The sequence below is a fragment of the Rhizobium sp. BK418 genome (assembly GCF_004341105.1).
Lineage (GTDB): Bacteria > Pseudomonadota > Alphaproteobacteria > Rhizobiales > Rhizobiaceae > Rhizobium.
The window spans coordinates 384,251-403,047 of record NZ_SLZK01000006.1 but is presented as its reverse complement, the minus strand read 5'-3'; the positions used below and the strand labels follow the sequence as shown (position 1 = coordinate 403,047).

The following is an 18,797-nucleotide window of genomic DNA, read 5'->3' as shown; positions in this document are numbered from 1 at the left end:
TCTCCTATCTGTTGTCCTCGAGGATCATGGCCGCCGCCTTTTCGGCGATCATGATCGTCGGCGAGTTGGTATTGCCCGACGTGATGGCCGGCATCACCGAGGCGTCTGCTATCCTGAGTTTGGCGAGCGCCCGCAGCCGCAGCCGCGGATCGACCACGCTGTCCCTGTCCACCCCCATGCGGCAGGTGCCGACCGGATGGAAGATCGTCGTGCCGATATCGCCTGCCGCCTTTTCCAGTTCCGCTTCGCTTCGGTAGCTCGGCCCCGGCTTGAACTCCTCCGGGTGAAAGCGAGCGAAGGAGGGTTGTGCCACGATCCGGCGCGTCAGCCTTATCGAACGAACAGCTATGTCGCGATCGCGCTGCGTCGAGAGGTATTTTGGCGCAATGACGGGCTGGGCAGCAAAATCGGGGCTGGAAACGTGCACGGAACCGCGGCTTTCCGGCCGCAGATTGCAGACGCTCGCCGTGATCGCCGGAAAGGGATGGACGGGATCGCCGAATTTTTCCAGCGACACCGGCTGGACATGATATTGCAGATCGGGGGTTTCCTTATCGGGGCCGGAACGGGTGAAAATGCCAAGCTGGCTTGGCGCCATCGCCATCGGCCCGGAACGGCGCACGAGATATTCGAGCCCGATCGCCGCCTTTCCGATCAGCTTCGAAGCCTTTTCGTTGAGCGTCGGCACACCGGTAACCTTGTAGGCGAGGCGAAGCTGCAGATGATCCTGCAGGTTTTCGCCAATGCCCTTCACGTCGGTCAGCGTATCGATGCCTGCCTGCTGAAGAACCTCGCCACGGCCAATGCCGGAAAGCTCCAGAATATGCGGCGAGCCGATGGAGCCGGCAGACAGCACGGTTTCCCTCGCTGCGTAAGCCCGCTTTGCGGTGCCGCCATATTGATATTCGACACCGACTACGGCGCCTTCCTCGACCAGCAGCCGCCGCACCTGCGCCTTGGTCATCACGGTTAGGTTGCCGCGTTTCATCGCCGGACGCAAAAAGGCCTTCGTCGCATTCCAGCGGATGCCGGAACGCTGGTTGACGTCGAAATAGCCGGAACCTTCGTTTGTGCCGCGGTTGAAATCGGCCGTTTCAGGAATTCCGGCCTCCTTGGCGGCCTGCTGGAAAGCGTCCAGCACATCCCAGCGCACCCGCGCCTTTTCCACGCGCCATTCGCCGCCGGCGCCATGCATCTCGTCCTCGCCTTTGTAGTGATCCTCCGACTTGCGAAAGAAGGGCAGGACGTCATCCCAGCCCCAGCCGGTGCACCCCATTTGACGCCAGAGGTCGTAGTCGCGACCCTGGCCGCGCATATAGATCATGCCGTTGATCGAGGAGCAGCCGCCGAGCACCTTTCCGCGCGGATAGTTGAGTGCCCGCCCGTTCAGCCCGTCCTCGGGTGCGGTTGTAAAACACCAGTCCGTGCGCGGATTGTTGATGCAGTAGAGATAACCGACTGGAATATGGATCCAGTGGTAATTGTCATTCCCGCCCGCCTCCAGCAGCAAGACCCTCACATTGCGGTCGGCAGAGAGCCGGTTCGCGAGCACGCAGCCGGCACTGCCTGCCCCGACGATAATGTAGTCATAGCGATCCATGGATCGTGCACTCCGAAATGGCTGCGTCCCATCTCCCCGGGGGACCGGCGAGATGGGATTTCGCGGCGCCGCTGCACATCTTCACCCGTTGCAGGAGAAGAGGTCCGCCCGTTCAGCGACGATAGACAAAGCCCAGCTTACGCCCGAGCCGAGAGGCGTAGAATTCACCGATGATGCCGCGGCGGAAGATCAGCACGCAGATCATGAAGACGATGCCGGTGATGATGGTGACCGGAAATTCCGAGGTCGCCAGATAGTTTTCCAGCGTCACGACAAGGCCCGCGCCGAAGGTCGGACCGATCAAGGTGCCAATACCACCAAGCAGCGTCATCAGGATCACCTCGCCCGACATCTGCCAGGCGACATCCGTCAGCGTCGCGAACTGGAAGACCAGCGCCTTGACCGATCCCGCAAGCCCGGCAAGCGCTGCCGACATCACGAAAGCGCCGAGCTTGTAACGTGCCACGGAATAGCCGAGCGAGATTGCCCGCTGCTCATTCTCGCGGATGGATTTCAGGATCATGCCGAAAGGCGAGTTGATGAAGCGCCAGATGATCAGCAGCCCGATCACGAACACCGCCAGCACGAAATAATACATGTTGGTCGAGCTGTTCAGATCGATGAAGCCGAAGAGATGTCCGCGCGGCACCGACTGGATGCCGTCCTCGCCTTCGGTGAATTTTGCCTGCAGACAGAAGAAGAAGAACATCTGCGACAGCGCCAGCGTGATCATGGCGAAATAGATGCCCTGCCGGCGGATCGCAAAGAAACCCATGACGAGGCCGAGCACCGTGGCCCCGAGCACGCCGACGAAGATGCCGAGCTCCGGCGGAAAGCCCCAGCTCTTCACCGTATAGGCGGTAAAATAGGCGGCGCCGCCGAAGAAGGTCGCATGGCCGAAGGAAAGCAGGCCGGTATAGCCGAGCAGAAGGTTGAAGGCGCAGGCAAAGAGGGCGAAGCAAAGCAGCTTCATCAGGAAGATCGGATAGAAGAAGAAGGGCGCGAGCAACAGAAGCAGGAGCCCGATGATCAGGAATCCGGTCTGCACCGAAAGGGCAGTGCGGCTCTTTTCCGTTCGGATCGTTTCGGTGATGTCAGCCATGTCACGCATCCCGGCCGAAGAGGCCCGCGGGCCTGATGAGAAGCACGATCGCCATGATCACAAAGATGACAATATTCGAAGCTTCCGGATAGAAAACCTTGGTCAGGCCCTCCGCGATGCCGAGCACATAGCCGGTGATGATGGCGCCCATGATCGAACCCATGCCGCCGACGACGACCACCGCGAAGACGATGATGATCATATTGGATCCCATCAGCGGCGAAACCTGGTAGATGGGCGCTGCCAGCACGCCGGCAAAGGCGGCAAGGCCGGCCCCGAGCGCATAAGTGAAGGTCAAGAGAACCGGCACATTGACGCCGAAGGCCTGCACGATAGTGGCATTTTCCGTCGCCGATCGCAGATAGGCACCAAGCTTGGTCTTTTCGATCAGCAGCCAGGTGCCGATGCAGACGACAAGCGAAACGATCACCACCCAACCGCGATAGATCGGCAGGAACATGAAGCCGAGATTGATTCCGCCGGCAAGGGCCGGCGGCGTCGCGTAAGGCTGGCCTGACGAGCCGTAGAGGTAACGGAAGGTGCCCTCAACGGCGAGCGCCAGCCCGAAGGTGAAAAGCAGGCCATAAAGGGGGTCAAGATCGTAGAGCCGGCGCAGGAAGAGCCGCTCGATGATCGCTCCGGCGAAACCGACAATGACGGGCGCCAGGATCAGTGATGGCCAATAACCGATGCCGAGATAATTCAGGAGTAGATAAGCTACGAAGGCGCCCAGCATATACTGGGCGCCATGCGCGAAATTGATGACGCGCAGTAGCCCGAAAATGATCGCAAGGCCGAGACTCAGGAGAGCGTAGAAAGATCCGTTAATCAGACCGATCAGCAGCTGGCCGAACAGCGCCTGCAAGGGAATGCCGAAGATCATCGTCATCGCGTCACACTCCCAGAACCTTGTGCAGCATATCCATGCGCTGCGGCAGTTCGCCGACCGGGAATTCCGAGACCATCTGGCCATGATCCATCAGATAGAAGCGATCGGCAATACGGCTTGCGAAACGGAAGTTCTGTTCGACGAGCACGATGGTCATGCCGCGCTCCTTCAGCGTCTTCAGAACCTCACCGATACGTTGCACGATGACGGGCGCCAGCCCCTCCGTCGGCTCGTCGAGCAACAGCAGACGCACGCCGGTCCGCAAAATGCGGGCGATCGCCAGCATCTGCTGTTCGCCGCCGGAGAGCTTCGTGCCGGAGCTCGTGCGCCTCTCGTAAAGGTTCGGAAAAAGTTCGTAGATTTCGTCGAGGCTCATGCCGCCGGGGGCCACGACAGGCGGCAACATCAGATTCTCTGAAACGGTCAGTGTCGAGAATATGCCCCGCTCTTCGGGAACGAAACCGATGCCTTTATGCGCCGTCTTGTGAAGCGGCACCGGCATCATATCGGTCCCGGCAAAGCTGATCTTTCCCTTTCGGGCGCGCACGATGCCGGTGATGGTGCGCAGGGTCGTCGTCTTGCCGACGCCGTTGCGGCCGAGGATCGTCACCGTCTCGCCCTCGCCGACCGTCATATCGATCCCATGCAGGATGTGGCTTTCGCCATACCAGGCGTTCAGCCCCTGGACTTCCAGAAGTGCCGCCATCAGTGATGCTCCTCCGTGCCCATATAGGCCTGGCGAACGCGCTCGTCCTGGCTGACGGTCGCATAGTCGCCCTCTGCGAGGATCTCGCCACGCTGCAATACGGTCACATGCTGGCAGATATTGGCGACGACGGACAGATTGTGCTCGACCATCAGCACGGCCCGGTCACGGGCGACGTCGCGGATGATGGCAGAGACGACGCTGACGTCCTCCTGCCCCATGCCGGCCATCGGCTCATCGAGAAGCAGAACTTTCGGATCGAGCGCCAGCGTGGTGGCGATTTCGAGCACCCGTTTGCGGCCATAGGAGAGATCGGCGGCGATGTGATCGCGCTCTTTGGCAAGCCCGACGCTCGCAAGCAGCTGCTCGGCCCGCTCGTTCAGGCTGTCGAGCGCCGAAAGCGGTCGCCAGAATTGCGTAGAAAGATTGTTCGGCCGCTGCAGGGCGACCCGCACATTGTCGAGCACGGTCAAATGCGGAAAAACCGCCGAGATCTGGAAGGAGCGGACGAGGCCCATGCGGGCTACTCTGTCCGGCGGCGTCCTGGTGATATCGGTGCCCATCAGCGTGATCGTGCCCGACGTCGGCTGCAGGAACTTGGTGAGCAGGTTGAATACCGTCGTCTTGCCGGCGCCATTCGGCCCGATCAGCGCATGGACGCTCGCATCATGCACATCGAGATCGACGTTCTTGACGGCTGTGAAGCCGCCGAAATCGCGGCGCAGGCCGCGGGCGCAAAGCACCACCCGCGGCTTGGCCTGAGTTTCAAGTGCGGAGACCGCCATATCCTATTTCACCAGATCGCAGCCGCTCTTGGCGGGGTCGATATAGGCTTCTTTGCCTGGAATGGTGGCGAGGACGTTGAAATAGTCCCACGGCTCCTTGCTTTCCGCCGGCTTCTTGACCTGCAGCAAGTACATGTCGTGGATCATGCGGCCGTTCGGGCCAACCGTGCCGCCACGGCCGAAGACGTCGTCGACGGGCATCGCGTGAAGCTGCTTCGAGACGGCTTCCGTTTCGTCGGTGCCCGCCTTCTGGATCGCCTTCAGATATTGCAGGACAGCCGAATAGGTGCCGGCGTGGATCATGTTCGGCATCTTTCCGGTACGGGCGAAGAACTTCTTACCGAATTCGCGGCTCTGATCATCGCGGTTCCAATAATAACCTTCCGTCAACGTCAGGCCTTGAGCGGCCTCCATGCCGAGGCCATGAACCTCGGCAAGTGTGAAGAGCAGCGCCGCCAGATGCTGGCCGCCCTGGGTAATGCCGAATTCAGCGGCCTGTTTGATCGCGTTCGACGTATCGAGACCGGCATTGGCAAGGCCGATGACCTTGGCGCCTGACGATTGCGCCTGCAGCAGGAAGGAGGAAAAGTCCTGGGTCGACAGGGGATGGCGCACCGAGCCGACGACCGTGCCACCGTTCGCCTTCACATAATCGGTGGTCTGCTGTTCCAACGAATAGCCGAAGGCATAGTCCGCCGTCAGGAAGAACCAGCTGTCGCCGCCCTGTTTGACCAGCGCACCGCCGGTGCCGACGGCAAGAGCATGGGTGTCATAGGCCCAATGGAAGCCGTAGGGCGAACAGGCCTTGCCGGTGAGATCCGTCGTCGCTGCACCAGTGACGATATCAACCTTCTTCTTTTCCTTGGCGATAGCCTGCACCGCAAGCGCCACGGAAGACGTCGTCAGTTCCATGATGGCATCGACCTGTTCGGTGTCATACCACTGGCGAGCAATGTTGGAGGCGACATCAGGCTTGTTCTGATGGTCGGCATCGACGATCTCGATCGGCATGTCGAGCACTTTGCCGCCGAAATCCTCGACTGCCATCTGAGCAGCTGCGACGGAGGACTTGCCACCGAAATCGGCGTAGACGCCCGACTGGTCGTTCAGAATGCCGATCTTGACCTTACCATCGGAAATTGCTGCGCTCTGGGCAAACACGGCGGTGCTGCTTGCAAGCAAAAATGCAACGGAAGCAATGAAATTCTTTCGCATAGTTCTCTCCTCCCAGAGATTGGCCAGATTGCGAATCTGTTCAAATTTGGCGACCCGCCCTCCTCAAAGCGGCCGCTCCGTCCCTACGATCACGGAATTTCGTCCATGAGGCAACTGGCGGTTTACATCTAATTCCAAACAGTATCTGTTCGTTTTTGAACAGAACCTGTCATAAGGCCGCTACAGCGACAGTCAAAGCGCTCTCCTTTGCAGGCCGCATTAGACCAAAGACGTAGACGGATGGGCGATACCGATGAGCCACGCTTCGCAATTTACTTGGGACGATCTGCAGTTTTTTCTAGCCGTTGCCCGCACTGGCCAGCTTTCGACGGCGGCGCGTCAACTGCGCTCCAGTCACGCAACGGTCTCACGGCGCATCGACCGGCTGGAATTTGCGCTGAAGGTAAAGCTTTTCGAGCGAAATCCGCGTGGCTACGTGCTCACTGCCATGGGCACGCGCTTCGTCGAAACGGCCGAGAAGATGGAGCAGGAAACGGAACGGCTGCGGGCCGATCTTGCCGACGGTTCGCTCAGCCAACGCGGTCTCGTGCGGCTCAGTGCACCGGAAGGTTTCGCCAACTTCTTCTTTGCGACAGTCTTGCCGAAATTTGCCGCTCGCCATCCGCATCTCGCGCTCGAACTCGTCACCATTCAGCAGATCATGTCGCTCTCGCGCAAGGAGGCGGATATTTCCGTCGTCCTCGACGAGCCGAAGGGCGGGCCCTATTTTGCGGAGAAGCTTACGGATTACCATCTGCAGGTCTACGCTTCCCGCGACTACCTGGCGCGCGCCGCGCCGATCAGGACGCGGGACGACCTGCTGAACCACCCTTTCATCAGCTACATCGAAGAAATGATCTTCGCGCCGGGGCTCGATTATCTCGGCGATGTGCATCCGCGCATCAAGCCGCAATTCCAGAGTTCCAGTATCTTTGCCCAACTGACAGCGACCAGAAACGGCCTCGGCCTCGGCATTCTGCCCTATTTTTTTGCCTGCCGTTATCCCGAACTGGTGCGCGTGCTGCCGGATGACGTCGATCTCAAGCGCCATTACTGGATCACCTGCCATCGAGATCTCAAGCAGGCGCCGCGCGTGCGCGCCGTCATCGACTTTCTGCGGGAAGCCGTGCGCAGCGACGAGGCGTGTTTCATCCCGCCCTATATTACTGCGACCGGCGTAGTGAGAAAGGCGAAGACCGAAACCTGATTATTTCAGGAATTCAGCGCGGTGTGGGGTGAACGTGTCGATCAGCCGGCCCTTTTCCAGTGCCTTGACGCCATGGACGAGATTGGGCGGCACGATGAAGCTGCCGCCCTGCTTCAGCACTTCAGTGCGCCCGTCGATCGTCACCTCGAAACTGCCTTCGGCAACATAGCTCGCCTGGATATGCGGGTGGGAATGTGCGGCCCCGACGGCACCTGGCTCGAAGGCGACTTCCACCATCATCATCTCGGGCAGATAGGTCATGACGCGACGAGTCACGCCCGGCTCTGGATTCACCCATTCGGCGCCCTCGGCCGAGACGAAAAGATCGCTCGATGACATGTCTGCCTCCTTACCCCAGAATCTATCTGGCCAGAATCCATCGCGCGCAAACTGGCGCAGCGGCCGTCATTTGAAAAGATGACTTCCGCATCATTGGTGCAATAATCGCTTCAGTTGACGTCGTCGGCTGGCAGGTCTATGGCGGCCTTAAATCAGGTATGCCTCAACAATGGCGCCTGGAAAGCGGTGAGGAGACTGGACATGCAGCATACGCGCGAGGTTTTCGACTGGGTTGATCCCTTCCGGCTCGTGGAGCAGCTGACCGACGAGGAGCGCATGGTGCAAGAAACCGCCCATGCCTATGCGCAGGAAAAGCTCGGCCCGCGCGTCCTCGAAGCCTTCCGCCATGAGAAGACGGACCCGGAAATCTTCCGCGAGATGGGCGAGCTCGGCCTTCTCGGCCCGACGATCGATCCGGAATACGGTGGCGCCGGTCTCGGCTATGTCGCCTATGGTCTCATCGCCCGTGAGGTCGAACGGGTCGACAGCGGCTATCGCTCGATGATGAGCGTGCAGTCCTCTCTCGTTATGGTGCCGATTGATGCTTTCGGCTCCGAGGAGCAGAAGAAGAAATATTTGCCGAAACTAGCAACCGGCGAATGGATCGGTTGCTTCGGCCTTACTGAACCCAATCACGGTTCCGATCCCGGTTCCATGGCGACTCGGGCGAAGAAAGTCGATGGTGGGTATAGCCTGACTGGCTCCAAGACCTGGATTTCGAACGCACCGATCGCCGATGTCTTCGTCGTATGGGCGAAGACCGAGGATGGGCTCATCCGAGGCTTTATTCTGGAGAAAGGCGAGAAGGGCCTCTCGGCGCCGAAGATAGAGGGTAAGGTCGGGCTACGTGCCTCTATCACCGGCGAAGTCGTCATGGACGATGTCTTCGTGCCGGAAGAAAATCTGCTGCCCGGCGTCAGCGGCCTCAAGGGGCCTTTCACTTGCCTCAACTCGGCCCGTTTCGGCATTGCCTGGGGCGCGCTCGGTGCAGCCGAAGCCTGCTACGCGACGGCCCGGCAATACACGCTCGACCGCCAGCAATTCGGGCGGCCGCTGGCTGCCAACCAGCTCATTCAGAAGAAGCTCGCTGACATGGCGACCGAGATTTCACTCGGCCTGCAGGGATGTCTGCGCCTTGGCCGCATGAAAGAGGAAGGCCATCCGCCGGTCGAGCTGACCTCGATCCTCAAGCGCAATTCCTGCGGCAAGGCGCTGGAGATTGCTCGCGCCGCCCGCGACATGCTGGGCGGCAATGGCATTTCGGATGAGTTCGGCGTTGCCCGCCACCTCGTCAATCTCGAAGTGGTCAACACCTATGAGGGAACGCATGATATTCATGCGCTGATCCTCGGCCGCGCCATTACGGGTATTGCGGCCTTTTCCAACTAGTTCGGTCGCTCACGAGGCGAATTGCAACGAAGTTAACAATGTGCAACTTTTCCTCTACCGCGGCAGCAAGCCAGCGGTTCAAGGGGGATTTGCCTATGTTTTTGCTATTCGCACTCCTCATCGGCATCGTTGCCGGTTTTCGCGCCATGACTGCGCCGGCTGCCGTCGCCTGGGGCGCGGCGCTCGGTTGGTACGATCTCTCTCAGACGCCGCTTGCTTTCATGGGCTATCGGTGGACGCCGTGGATTTTCACAATACTCGCTGTCGTTGAGCTCATCACCGATCAGTTGCCCACCACGCCGTCGCGCAAGGTGCCGGTCCAGTTCGGCGCTCGCATTGTCATGGGTGCGCTCAGTGGCGCCGTGATCGGCGCGGCCAGCAGCTTGCTCTTCGGCGGCCTGATCGCCGGCGTGATCGGAGCCGTTATCGGCACCTTCGGCGGCGCGGCCGCCCGCGCCAGACTTGCCGCCTCTTTTGGTCAAGATCGCCCGGCAGCCCTGATCGAAGACGCAGTCGCCATCATCGGCGCCATCATCATCGTGGCGGTAAGCTGATGGAAACCTTTGACGCAATCTTCATCGGCGCCGGCCAGGCCGGTCCGTTCCTCGCCGCCCGCATGGCGGAAAAGGGGATGAAAGTGGTGCTGATCGAACGCAAGTTCCTTGGCGGCACCTGCGTGAATGCCGGCTGCATGCCGACAAAGACGCTCGTCGCAAGCGCGCGCGCCGCCCATGTGGCGCGACGCGGGGCCGACTACGGGGTGCAGATATCAGGCGAAATCGGCATCGACATGAAGACCGTGCGCGGTCGCGCAGAGGCGGTCATTCTGAATGCCCGAAATGGTCTGAGCGGCTGGTTCGCCGACATGAAAACCATGACCGTTATCTACGGCCACGCCCGCTTCACCGGACCGAAAGAGATTGTCGTCAATGGCGAGACGCTGACGGCACCGAAGATTTTCCTCAATGTCGGCGCGCGCCCTGTCATCCCTGATATGCCGGGCCTTGCCGATATCGACTATCTCACCTCTACCGGTATCATCCATCTCGACAGCCTGCCTAAACATCTCGCCGTCATCGGCGGCAGCTATATCGGCCTTGAATTTGCGCAGATGTACCGGCGCTTCGGCTCGGAAGTGACCGTCATCGAGCGCGGCCCGAAGCTCGCCTCCCGCGAAGACGAGGATATCTCCGACGCGATTGCCGATATCCTGAGCTCCGAAGGCATAAACATCCATACCGACGTCAAGGATATCAGCTTCGCCAGGAATGGTGATGGTACGACCGTTACCATCGACTCCAAGACGATCCGGGCAAGCCATGTGCTTGTTGCAACCGGTCGCGTACCGAACACCGACGATCTCGGACTCGATGCAGCCGGCATTGTGACCGACAAACGCGGCTACATCACCGTCGACGACCGGCTTGCCACGAATGTGGACGGCATCTGGGCGCTTGGCGATTGCAACGGCCGCGGAGCCTTCACGCATACGTCCTACAATGACTTCGAGATCGCCGCCGCCAATCTGCTCGATGGCGGAGACCGCAAGCTTTCAAGCCGTATTCTCGCCTATGCTCTCTATATCGACCCACCGCTCGGCCGCGTCGGCATGACGGAAAAACAGGCCCGTGCCACAGGCCGCAAGATCATGGTCTCGACCCGACCGATGAGCCGGGTCGGCCGCGCCAACGAGCGCGGCGAAACCAAGGGCTTTATGAAGGTGATCGCCGATGCCGCAACCAAGGAAATTCTGGGAGCGGCGATCCTTGGCATTGAAGGCGACGAGGTGATCCACGGCCTTATCGATGCGATGAATGCCGGCACGACTTATCCGGAGCTGCAATGGTCCGTGCCGATCCACCCGACGGTTTCGGAACTGATCCCGACGCTGCTCGGCGACCTGAAGGCGGTCTGATCGGTATTGCCGACAGATGCATAACAATCAGGCGGAGACCGGCCATTGAATATCGAACTGCTGATCGGGAATTATGGCCTTCCCGCGCTCTTTCTCGGCACCGCCTTTGAAGGTGAAACCGCCGCCTTCCTGGGCGGCGTCATCGCGCATCGTGGTTTGGCAACCTATTGGGCGGCCTCGATGGTCGCCTCGGCGGGGTCCTTCGCTGCCGATCAGATGTGGTTCTTTGCCGGTCGGTATGCGGCCCAATGGAAAATTGTGCGCCATGTGATGGAAACGCCGGCGCTGGCGCGTGTCACGCAGCTTCTCGAAAAGTATCCGACCGGATTCATCTTCGCGTTCCGCTTTCTGGTGGGATTGCGGACGATCAGCCCGATCGTCATCGGCACGACGCGCATATCGGCGCAAAGGTTCCTGGTGCTGAACCTGCTTGCAGCACTCGTCTGGGGGCAGCTTTTTACCGCACTCGGCTATGTCTTCGGCCAGGGAATTTCCCAGATCTTCGGTCGCCTTCCGCTGCACCACCATCTGCTGATCGCACTCGGCGCCGCAGCCGTCATCACGGGCGCGGCGCTGGTGCTTCGCAAGATGAAACCTGGCCTGAGGAAGCCGTAAGGGCCTATTCCATCACGATCTGCAGCTTGACGTCATCAGGTCGTGCCTCGACCGCGCGATCGAAGGCCTTGATGGACTCCTCAAATGTAAAAGTCTCTGAGATCAGCGGCTTCAGGTCGACGCGGCCCGATCCGAGAAGTGCGATCGAGCGTTCATATTGGTGCGCATAACGGAATACGGTCTCGATGCGGATTTCCTTGGTCGAAGCCGTCGAGACGTCGAAACCAACAGGATTGACCGGCAGACCGACGGCGACGATGACACCGCCCGGCCGCGGCAAGGCCATGATCGTCTCCCAAGCCTTCGGCGAGCCGGAGCATTCAAAGACCACATCCGCGCCCCAGCCATCGGTCAGCCGGCGGACTTCCTCGGCGAGGTTCTTCTCGCGGATATTGACCGGAATAACGCCCTGGTACTGCGCAGCAATATCGAGCTTCGGCTGGGCAAGATCGGCGACAATTGCCCGGGCGCAGCCGCCGGCAAGTGCCGCGATCGCTACCATGGTGCCGATCGGACCGGCGCCGAGGATGACGGCGGTGTCGCCAGGTGCTATCTTCGCCTTGGTCGCCGCCTGCATGCCGACCGCGAAAGGCTCGACCATTGCGCCTTCGGCGAAGCTGACATTGTCGGGCAGCTTGAACGTATAGTTGGCCGGGTGCACGACCTCAGGCGTCAGCACACCGTGGATCGGAGGCGTCGCCCAGAAGGTGACGGCCGGATCGACATTGTACATGCCAAGCCGGCTTGCCTTGGAATTGGGATCCGGAATACCGGGTTCCATGCAGACGCGATCACCGACCTCCAGATGCGTGACACCGGCACCGACCTCGACGACCGTGCCCGCCGCCTCATGACCGAGCACCATCGGCTCGTTGACGATGAACGGGCCGATCTTGCCGTGCGTGTAATAGTGGACATCCGAGCCGCAGACGCCGACGGTGTGGATCTTGATCTTCACCTGCCCCGGTCCAGTCTCCAGAGGCAGATCGATATCGCGAAGCGCAAGCTCATGCTGGCGCTCAAGTACCAGCGCACGGACTTTGGTCATAACCGGTTTCCTTCCCTATGGCTCCCGCGATTCATGGGGCGCCGTTGCGGCGACTATAAGACCGTAAGGCGCAGCAGTTCAATCATATCAAACAAGCTTTTGCTCAATATATGACGAAATGCTCACACACTTATCACCCGAAAGATAAGTCCGCCCTAGACGTCTGTATGATTTCGCCACGGTGCGCCGAGGACTACACTTTTGCGTAAGGATGACGGCGAAATAGAAGGAGAAAGCCATGAGGCACGACAACGACAATGTCGGCAGGAACCCGATCTCCTACTCGCGGACGACAAGACAGCTCCGTGAATTCTGGCGCAACCTCTTGAATGAGACTGTCGCCGTATTCCAGCAATACCGCCAGCCGCAGCCCCTTCACCAGCCGGTGCAGGTTGTCGCACGCGTAAGGGATCGAAATCACCCCTCACGGCGTTATTAGGCATGCGCCAGCATGGCGCGGCGGGGCATGACGCTCCCGGCACCATGCGGACGGCAATATAAGGAAGACCGTCATGAAATCGATCGTGTCATTCTGCCTGTTCGCATCCATCCTCTTTGCCGCAAACGTGGCGTCTGCGGCGATCGAGGAAGCATCCCTTCCGCCGCCCCAGCAGGAAGAAAAGCTGGTGCCGGCCAATCTTGAACTTACCTTCACCGGCCCGATCGATCTTGCCCGCTCGACGGCGATTCTGCTCGATGCCCAGGGCCTGGTGCTTCCTACGGGCAAGCCCTTCCTCTCTGGTCCTGAAGGATCGGTCTTCAAGGTCCCGCTCGATCCCGCGATGGCCCCTGGTGTTTACACGCTCAATTGGCACGTCCTCTCCATGGATGGCCGCAGCGCTGAAGGCCACTATCAATTCCGGGTCGATCCCTGAGCCCTTATGTTATTGGGTTACCTGATGTTGCGCCGTGCTCACCGGGCACGGCGTTTTATATCGGCCCGCAGTCGACGCCGGAATTCCGGCTTTGCGCACAAAGGCGTTTATAAGATTCTTATATTGATGCTTCCCGCCCAATCTCGAACCTTTATGCACTTTAGCCGCATATTAATGTCCGAGAGATCGGAAAGATCATCTCCACGCCAGAAAGCATAAAAGGTGCCAACCCGCCGGGATGGCGCCCTTTGTCTTGTCTGACTCCAAGAATAACAAACCGGAGTCAAGATCGATGATGGATATAATTCTACTCGGCACTGCAATCATATTTTTCGGGCTTTGCTTTGCCTACACGTGCGCCTGCGACAGGCTGTGACAGGAGAAACATTGATGACCCTCGATTATGTCTTGAGTGGTGCCGTGACCGTGTTTCTCACCGTCTACCTCACCTACGCTCTCATCCGCCCAGAACGTTTCTGAAAGAGCCGGCGCTTTTGATTGAAGCAGCCGGATACTGAAAGTTTCCTCCCATGACCCTCAACGGATGGCTTCAGATCCTGCTCTACTGCGGGATCATCCTCGTGCTCGTCAAACCGCTCGGCGGTTACATGACGCGTGTCTTCAATGGCGAGCGCACATTCCTTTCACCGGTCCTCGTTCCAATCGAACGGGGACTTTACGCCGTTGCCGGCACCAGCGAGCACGAAGATCAGCACTGGACCTCCTATGCCTTCGCCATGCTGATGTTCAACCTGCTCGGCGTCATCGTGCTTTACGCGCTTATGCGTCTGCAGGGCGCGCTGCCCTATAACCCGGCCGGCATGGCCGCGGTGCCTGAGCAGCTTTCATTCAATACCGCCGTCAGCTTCGTCACCAATACGAATTGGCAGAATTACGGCGGCGAAAGCACCATGTCTTACCTGACTCAGATGATGGGCCTTACGGTTCAAAATTTCGTGTCGGCTGCGACTGGCATGGCAATCGCCGTAGCCTTCATCCGCGCCTTCTCGCGCGCATCGGGCAAGGCGATCGGCAACTTCTGGGTCGATGTGATCCGCGCCACCCTCTATATCCTGCTGCCAGTCTGCATTGTGCTGACGCTTGCCTATGTCTGGCTCGGAGTTCCGCAGACGCTCGGCCCTTATGTTGATGCGACGACGCTTGAAGGCGCCAAGCAGACGATCGCTGTCGGCCCCGTTGCCTCGCAGCTCGCCATCAAGATGCTCGGCACCAATGGCGGCGGTTTCTTCAATGTCAACTCCGCTCATCCTTTCGAAAACCCGGATGCGTTCTCCAACCTCATCCAGATGGTCTCGATCTTCGCGATCGGCGCGGCACTGACCAACGTCTTCGGCCGCATGGTCGGCAACCAGCGTCAGGGCTGGGCGATCCTGGCTGCGATGGGCGTCCTCTTCATCGTCGGCGTCGGCATCACCTATTGGGCAGAGGCTGCCGGTAACCCGTTGATGCATGCCTTCGGCCTGCAGGGCGGCAACATGGAAGGCAAGGAGGTCCGCTTCGGCGTTGCCATGTCCTCGCTATTTGCGGTCATCACTACGGCCGCATCTTGCGGCGCAGTCAATGCCATGCACGGTTCGTTCACCGCACTCGGCGGCCTGATTCCGCTCATCAACATGCAGCTCGGCGAAATCATCGTCGGCGGTGTCGGTGCCGGCTTCTACGGCATTCTGCTCTTCATCATCGTTGCCGTCTTCGTGGCAGGTCTGATGGTCGGCCGCACGCCGGAATATCTCGGAAAGAAGATCGAGTCGAAGGAAATGAAGATGGCCGTTCTCGCCATCCTCTGCCTGCCGCTCGCGATGCTGGTCTTCACTGCCATTGCCACCGTGATGCCTTCGGCTGTCGCCTCCGTCGGCACCGACGGCCCGCACGGCTTCTCCGAAATCCTCTATGCCTACACGTCGGGTGCGGCCAACAACGGTTCGGCTTTCGGCGGTCTGACGGGTAATACGCCCTGGTACAATATCTCGCTCGGCATCGACATGCTGATGGGTCGCTTCCTCGTCATCATTCCGGCGCTTGCCATTGCGGGCTCACTGGTTGCGAAGAAGACGGTTCCGGCCTCGGCGGGCACCTTCCCGACGGACGGCCCGCTCTTCGTCGGACTGCTCGTCGGCACGATCCTGATCGTTGGCGGCCTCACCTTCATGCCGGCGCTGGCTCTCGGGCCGGTCGTCGAGCATCTCGTTGGCCTTGCGGGCCAAACGTTCTGAGGGCTCAGCCAATGCTCGTGCGCCACAGGCTGCGAAAAGCCTTCCATCCACGTCCCGGTCTGCCGGGGCGTGAAGCCCAGCGGATGCCGCGCGCTTCCGACATCATCCTGGTGATGATGGCAGGCCTGCTCGTCGTCGTCTGCGCAGTCAGAATTTTACAGGGCTGACCGGCCGGCCGGTTCGCCATCCTCGTTTCAAAGCTGGAGTCTCTTATGAGCCAGGCAAAATCCGCGAGCATCCTTGATTCTCGCATTCTCATTCCGGCGGTGGGTGCCGCTTTCACCAAGCTCAACCCGCGCACCCTCGCCAAGAACCCGGTCATGTTCGTCGTGGCCACGGTCTCGGCACTGACCACAGTCCTGTTCCTGCGCGATCTCGTTTCAGGTAGCGGCAATCTCGGCTTCTCCTTCCAGATCAACCTCTGGCTCTGGTTCACCGTACTCTTTGCCAACTTCGCCGAAGCGGTAGCCGAAGGCCGCGGCAAGGCGCAGGCCGACTCGCTACGCAAGGCGCGCACCGAAACCCAGGCGAAGCTCTTGACCGCCAACAACGGCAGCGGCTACCGCATGGTGCCGGGCACGAGCCTGAAGGTCGGCGACGTCGTTCTCGTCGAAGCCGGCGATATCATCCCCTCGGACGGTGAAGTCGTCGAAGGCGTCGCCTCGGTCAATGAAGCGGCCATCACCGGTGAGTCCGCGCCAGTCATCCGCGAATCCGGCGGTGACCGCTCAGCTGTCACCGGCGGCACGCAGGTTCTCTCCGACTGGATCCGCGTACGCATCACTGCGGCCGCCGGCTCGACCTTCCTCGACCGCATGATCTCGCTCGTCGAAGGTGCCGAGCGCCAGAAGACGCCGAACGAAATCGCGCTCAATATTCTGCTAGCAGGCATGACGCTCATCTTCGTGCTCGCCACGGCGACGATCCCGAGCTTTGCGGCCTATGCTGGCGGCTCGATCCCGATCATCGTGCTCGTTGCCCTTTTCGTCACGCTGATCCCGACTACCATCGGTGCGCTGCTCTCGGCGATCGGTATCGCCGGCATGGACCGCCTCGTCCGCTTCAACGTACTCGCCATGTCCGGCCGCGCCGTCGAAGCCGCCGGTGACGTCGATACGCTGCTGCTCGACAAGACCGGTACGATCACGCTGGGCAACCGCCAGGCAACCAGCTTCCGCCCGGTCCGTGGCGTCTCCGAACAGGACCTCGCAGATGCGGCCCAGCTTGCCTCGCTCGCCGACGAAACGCCAGAAGGACGTTCCATCGTCGTACTCGCCAAGGAAAGGTACGCTATCCGCGGTCGCGATATGGCGGGCCTGAAGGCCACTTTCGTGCCCTTCACCGCTCAAACCCGCATGAGCGGCGTCGACCTCGAAGGCTCCTCGATCCGCAAGGGTGCCGTCGATGCGGTGCTCTCCTATGTCAATGGTGACGCTTCCTCGAAGAACGGCGCCGAAGTCGTTCGCGAATTGCAGTCGATCTCCGACGAGATCGCTAAGGCCGGCGGCACGCCACTTGCCGTTGCTCGCGACGGCAGGTTGCTTGGCATCATCCAGCTCAAGGATATCGTCAAGGGCGGCATCCGCGAGCGTTTCAACGAGCTGCGCCGCATGGGCATCCGCACCGTCATGATTACCGGCGACAATTCGATGACGGCAGCGGCAATTGCAGCCGAAGCCGGCGTGGACGACTTCCTCGCCCAGGCAACGCCTGAGAACAAACTGCAGCTGATCCGCGAGGAGCAGGCCAAGGGCAAGCTGGTCGCCATGTGCGGCGACGGCACGAACGATGCGCCGGCTCTCGCTCAGGCTGACGTCGGCGTTGCCATGAACACCGGCACCGTTGCAGCCCGAGAAGCCGGCAACATGGTCGACCTTGACTCCGACCCGACGAAACTCATCGAGATCGTCGAGATCGGCAAGCAGCTGCTGATGACTCGCGGCGCGCTGACGACCTTCTCGATCGCCAACGACATTGCCAAATATTTCGCCATCATCCCCGCGATGTTCCTGACCTTCTATCCGCAGCTCGGCGTGCTCAACATCATGGGTCTCGCCACGCCGCAGAGCGCCATCCTGTCGGCGATCATCTTCAACGCGCTGATCATCATCGCGCTCATTCCGCTCTCACTGAAGGGTGTCCGTTACCGCCCGATCGGGGCCGGTGCGCTGCTCTCCCGCAACCTGCTGATCTACGGTCTCGGCGGCATCATCGTCCCCTTCGTCGGCATCAAGGCGATTGACATCGCCATCACCACTGTCGGCCTCGCCTAAGGAGATATCCAATGCTTAAAGAACTTCGCCCGGCAATCGTCATGATCGTTGCCACCACGGCCATCACCGGTCTCCTCTATCCGCTCGCCATGACGGGAGTCGCCCAGGCGCTCTTCCCTTCTCAGGCGAACGGCAGCCTCATCGAAAAGGACGGGCAGGTCATCGGCTCCAGACTGATTGGCCAGGCCTTCACCAGCGACAAATATTTCCACGGCCGGCCGTCCGCCGCCGGCGATGGCTACAATGCCGCCGCCTCCTCCGGCTCCAACCTCGGCCCAACCAGCCAAAAGCTGATCGACCGTGTGAAGGGCGACTATGAAGCTGCCAAGGCAGCCAACCCCAATGCCGAGGTTCCCGCCGACCTCGTCACTGCTTCGGGCAGCGGCCTCGATCCGCATATCTCGCCCGATGCCGCCTACTTCCAGGTTCCGCGCGTCGCCAAGGCGCGCGGCGTCGATGAAGCCAAGGTCAAGGCGCTGGTCGATGCAGCCGTCAGCGGCCGCGAACTCGGCGTGCTCGGCGAGCCGACCGTCAATGTTCTGGCGTTGAACCAGAGCCTTGATGCTTCTATGACTCAGTAAAGGTTGAGAGCCCCGGAGCGCTGC

General features: G+C 60.4%; 19 protein-coding genes. 11 read left to right on the top strand and 8 right to left on the bottom strand.

Annotation, left to right across the window (positions count from 1 at the left end):
- Window positions 1-4 precede the first annotated feature (4 nt).
- The 6 genes from EV281_RS24085 to EV281_RS24060 all read right to left on the bottom strand — a co-directional run bounded on the left by EV281_RS24085 (window position 5) and on the right by EV281_RS24060 (window position 6,297).
- Complete coding sequence (locus EV281_RS24085) at window positions 5-1,600, bottom strand: GMC family oxidoreductase (protein ID WP_132656767.1); 1,596 nt, start codon at window positions 1,598-1,600, stop codon at window positions 5-7.
- A 112-nt stretch (window positions 1,601-1,712) separates the two neighbouring features.
- A complete protein-coding gene (locus EV281_RS24080) occupies window positions 1,713-2,702 on the bottom strand; it encodes a branched-chain amino acid ABC transporter permease (protein WP_132656766.1) in 990 nt (329 codons plus the stop codon).
- 1 nt (window position 2,703) lies between these two features.
- Entirely contained in the window at window positions 2,704-3,591 is an 888-nt protein-coding gene (locus tag EV281_RS24075; protein WP_132656765.1) for a branched-chain amino acid ABC transporter permease, read from the bottom strand.
- 4 nt (window positions 3,592-3,595) lie between these two features.
- On the bottom strand, window positions 3,596-4,297 hold the full coding sequence (locus EV281_RS24070; protein ID WP_132656764.1) for an ABC transporter ATP-binding protein: 702 nt from the start codon (window positions 4,295-4,297) through the stop codon (window positions 3,596-3,598).
- Window positions 4,297-5,082 carry an ABC transporter ATP-binding protein gene (locus EV281_RS24065; protein ID WP_132656763.1) on the bottom strand — a complete coding sequence of 262 codons (786 nt, stop codon included), beginning with the start codon at window positions 5,080-5,082 and terminating at the stop codon, window positions 4,297-4,299. Before EV281_RS24065 ends, EV281_RS24070 begins: the two co-directional genes overlap by 1 nt.
- Before the next feature lie 3 nt (window positions 5,083-5,085).
- Entirely contained in the window at window positions 5,086-6,297 is a 1,212-nt protein-coding gene (locus EV281_RS24060; RefSeq protein WP_132656762.1) for an ABC transporter substrate-binding protein, read from the bottom strand.
- Window positions 6,298-6,550: 253 nt separating this feature from the next.
- On the opposite strand from EV281_RS24060, the gene EV281_RS24055 reads away from it, so the two are divergent.
- Window positions 6,551-7,504: a LysR family transcriptional regulator gene (locus EV281_RS24055; protein ID WP_132656761.1), complete on the top strand. Its 954-nt coding sequence runs from the start codon at window positions 6,551-6,553 to the stop codon at window positions 7,502-7,504.
- On the opposite strand, the gene EV281_RS24050 is transcribed toward EV281_RS24055, so the two are convergent.
- The gene (locus tag EV281_RS24050; RefSeq protein ID WP_132656760.1) at window positions 7,505-7,843 is read right to left on the bottom strand and encodes a cupin domain-containing protein; all 339 of its coding nucleotides are present in this window, start codon (window positions 7,841-7,843) and stop codon (window positions 7,505-7,507) included.
- Window positions 7,844-8,044: 201 nt separating this feature from the next.
- Between EV281_RS24050 and EV281_RS24045 the strand changes: the two genes are divergently transcribed.
- The 4 genes from EV281_RS24045 (at window position 8,045) to EV281_RS24030 (ending at window position 11,762) form a co-directional block, all read left to right on the top strand.
- On the top strand, window positions 8,045-9,232 hold the full coding sequence (locus EV281_RS24045; RefSeq protein ID WP_132656759.1) for an acyl-CoA dehydrogenase: 1,188 nt from the start codon (window positions 8,045-8,047) through the stop codon (window positions 9,230-9,232).
- 95 nt (window positions 9,233-9,327) lie between these two features.
- Window positions 9,328-9,786 (top strand): DUF4126 family protein, encoded by a 459-nt coding sequence (locus tag EV281_RS24040; protein WP_132656758.1) that lies wholly within the window; start codon window positions 9,328-9,330, stop codon window positions 9,784-9,786.
- Window positions 9,786-11,147, top strand: a complete 1,362-nt coding sequence (locus EV281_RS24035) for an FAD-containing oxidoreductase (protein ID WP_132656757.1) — start codon at window positions 9,786-9,788, stop codon at window positions 11,145-11,147. The genes EV281_RS24040 and EV281_RS24035 overlap by 1 nt, the downstream gene beginning before the upstream one ends.
- 45 nt (window positions 11,148-11,192) lie before the next feature.
- Window positions 11,193-11,762 (top strand): DedA family protein, encoded by a 570-nt coding sequence (locus EV281_RS24030; RefSeq protein ID WP_132656756.1) that lies wholly within the window; start codon window positions 11,193-11,195, stop codon window positions 11,760-11,762.
- Window positions 11,763-11,766: 4 nt separating this feature from the next.
- Here the strand turns inward: EV281_RS24030 and EV281_RS24025 are convergent, their stop codons facing one another.
- Window positions 11,767-12,810: an NAD(P)-dependent alcohol dehydrogenase gene (locus EV281_RS24025; RefSeq protein WP_132656755.1), complete on the bottom strand. Its 1,044-nt coding sequence runs from the start codon at window positions 12,808-12,810 to the stop codon at window positions 11,767-11,769.
- A 238-nt stretch (window positions 12,811-13,048) separates the two neighbouring features.
- Between EV281_RS24025 and EV281_RS24020 the strand changes: the two genes are divergently transcribed.
- The 6 genes from EV281_RS24020 (at window position 13,049) to kdpC (ending at window position 18,773) form a co-directional block, all read left to right on the top strand.
- The gene (locus tag EV281_RS24020; protein ID WP_132656754.1) at window positions 13,049-13,249 is read left to right on the top strand and encodes a hypothetical protein; all 201 of its coding nucleotides are present in this window, start codon (window positions 13,049-13,051) and stop codon (window positions 13,247-13,249) included.
- Between the two features lie 73 nt (window positions 13,250-13,322).
- Window positions 13,323-13,685, top strand: a complete 363-nt coding sequence (locus EV281_RS24015) for a copper resistance protein CopC (protein ID WP_132656753.1) — start codon at window positions 13,323-13,325, stop codon at window positions 13,683-13,685.
- A 390-nt stretch (window positions 13,686-14,075) separates the two neighbouring features.
- A complete protein-coding gene (locus EV281_RS24010) occupies window positions 14,076-14,165 on the top strand; it encodes a K(+)-transporting ATPase subunit F (RefSeq protein ID WP_007825856.1) in 90 nt (29 codons plus the stop codon).
- Between the two features lie 50 nt (window positions 14,166-14,215).
- Window positions 14,216-15,919 carry a potassium-transporting ATPase subunit KdpA gene (kdpA, locus tag EV281_RS24005; protein ID WP_132656752.1) on the top strand — a complete coding sequence of 568 codons (1,704 nt, stop codon included), beginning with the start codon at window positions 14,216-14,218 and terminating at the stop codon, window positions 15,917-15,919.
- Between the two features lie 212 nt (window positions 15,920-16,131).
- Complete coding sequence (kdpB, locus tag EV281_RS24000; protein WP_132656751.1) at window positions 16,132-18,192, top strand: potassium-transporting ATPase subunit KdpB; 2,061 nt, start codon at window positions 16,132-16,134, stop codon at window positions 18,190-18,192.
- Window positions 18,193-18,203: 11 nt separating this feature from the next.
- The gene (kdpC, locus tag EV281_RS23995; protein WP_132656750.1) at window positions 18,204-18,773 is read left to right on the top strand and encodes a potassium-transporting ATPase subunit KdpC; all 570 of its coding nucleotides are present in this window, start codon (window positions 18,204-18,206) and stop codon (window positions 18,771-18,773) included.
- Window positions 18,774-18,797 lie beyond the last annotated feature (24 nt).

Excerpts from the sequence above, each read along its gene's own strand:
- EV281_RS24085 (WP_132656767.1), bottom strand. The coding sequence starts at position 1,600 with ATGGATCGCTATGACTACATTATCGTCGGGGCAGGCAGTGCCGGCTGC.
- EV281_RS24080 (WP_132656766.1), bottom strand. The coding sequence starts at position 2,702 with ATGGCTGACATCACCGAAACGATCCGAACGGAAAAGAGCCGCACTGCC.
- EV281_RS24075 (WP_132656765.1), bottom strand. The coding sequence starts at position 3,591 with ATGACGATGATCTTCGGCATTCCCTTGCAGGCGCTGTTCGGCCAGCTG.
- EV281_RS24070 (WP_132656764.1), bottom strand. The coding sequence starts at position 4,297 with ATGGCGGCACTTCTGGAAGTCCAGGGGCTGAACGCCTGGTATGGCGAA.
- EV281_RS24065 (WP_132656763.1), bottom strand. The coding sequence starts at position 5,082 with ATGGCGGTCTCCGCACTTGAAACTCAGGCCAAGCCGCGGGTGGTGCTT.
- EV281_RS24060 (WP_132656762.1), bottom strand. The coding sequence starts at position 6,297 with ATGCGAAAGAATTTCATTGCTTCCGTTGCATTTTTGCTTGCAAGCAGC.
- EV281_RS24055 (WP_132656761.1), top strand. The coding sequence starts at position 6,551 with ATGAGCCACGCTTCGCAATTTACTTGGGACGATCTGCAGTTTTTTCTA.
- EV281_RS24050 (WP_132656760.1), bottom strand. The coding sequence starts at position 7,843 with ATGTCATCGAGCGATCTTTTCGTCTCGGCCGAGGGCGCCGAATGGGTG.
- EV281_RS24045 (WP_132656759.1), top strand. The coding sequence starts at position 8,045 with ATGCAGCATACGCGCGAGGTTTTCGACTGGGTTGATCCCTTCCGGCTC.
- EV281_RS24040 (WP_132656758.1), top strand. The coding sequence starts at position 9,328 with ATGTTTTTGCTATTCGCACTCCTCATCGGCATCGTTGCCGGTTTTCGC.
- EV281_RS24035 (WP_132656757.1), top strand. The coding sequence starts at position 9,786 with ATGGAAACCTTTGACGCAATCTTCATCGGCGCCGGCCAGGCCGGTCCG.
- EV281_RS24025 (WP_132656755.1), bottom strand. The coding sequence starts at position 12,810 with ATGACCAAAGTCCGTGCGCTGGTACTTGAGCGCCAGCATGAGCTTGCG.
- EV281_RS24020 (WP_132656754.1), top strand. The coding sequence starts at position 13,049 with ATGAGGCACGACAACGACAATGTCGGCAGGAACCCGATCTCCTACTCG.
- EV281_RS24015 (WP_132656753.1), top strand. The coding sequence starts at position 13,323 with ATGAAATCGATCGTGTCATTCTGCCTGTTCGCATCCATCCTCTTTGCC.
- EV281_RS24010 (WP_007825856.1), top strand. The coding sequence starts at position 14,076 with ATGACCCTCGATTATGTCTTGAGTGGTGCCGTGACCGTGTTTCTCACC.
- kdpA (WP_132656752.1), top strand. The coding sequence starts at position 14,216 with ATGACCCTCAACGGATGGCTTCAGATCCTGCTCTACTGCGGGATCATC.
- kdpB (WP_132656751.1), top strand. The coding sequence starts at position 16,132 with ATGAGCCAGGCAAAATCCGCGAGCATCCTTGATTCTCGCATTCTCATT.
- kdpC (WP_132656750.1), top strand. The coding sequence starts at position 18,204 with ATGCTTAAAGAACTTCGCCCGGCAATCGTCATGATCGTTGCCACCACG.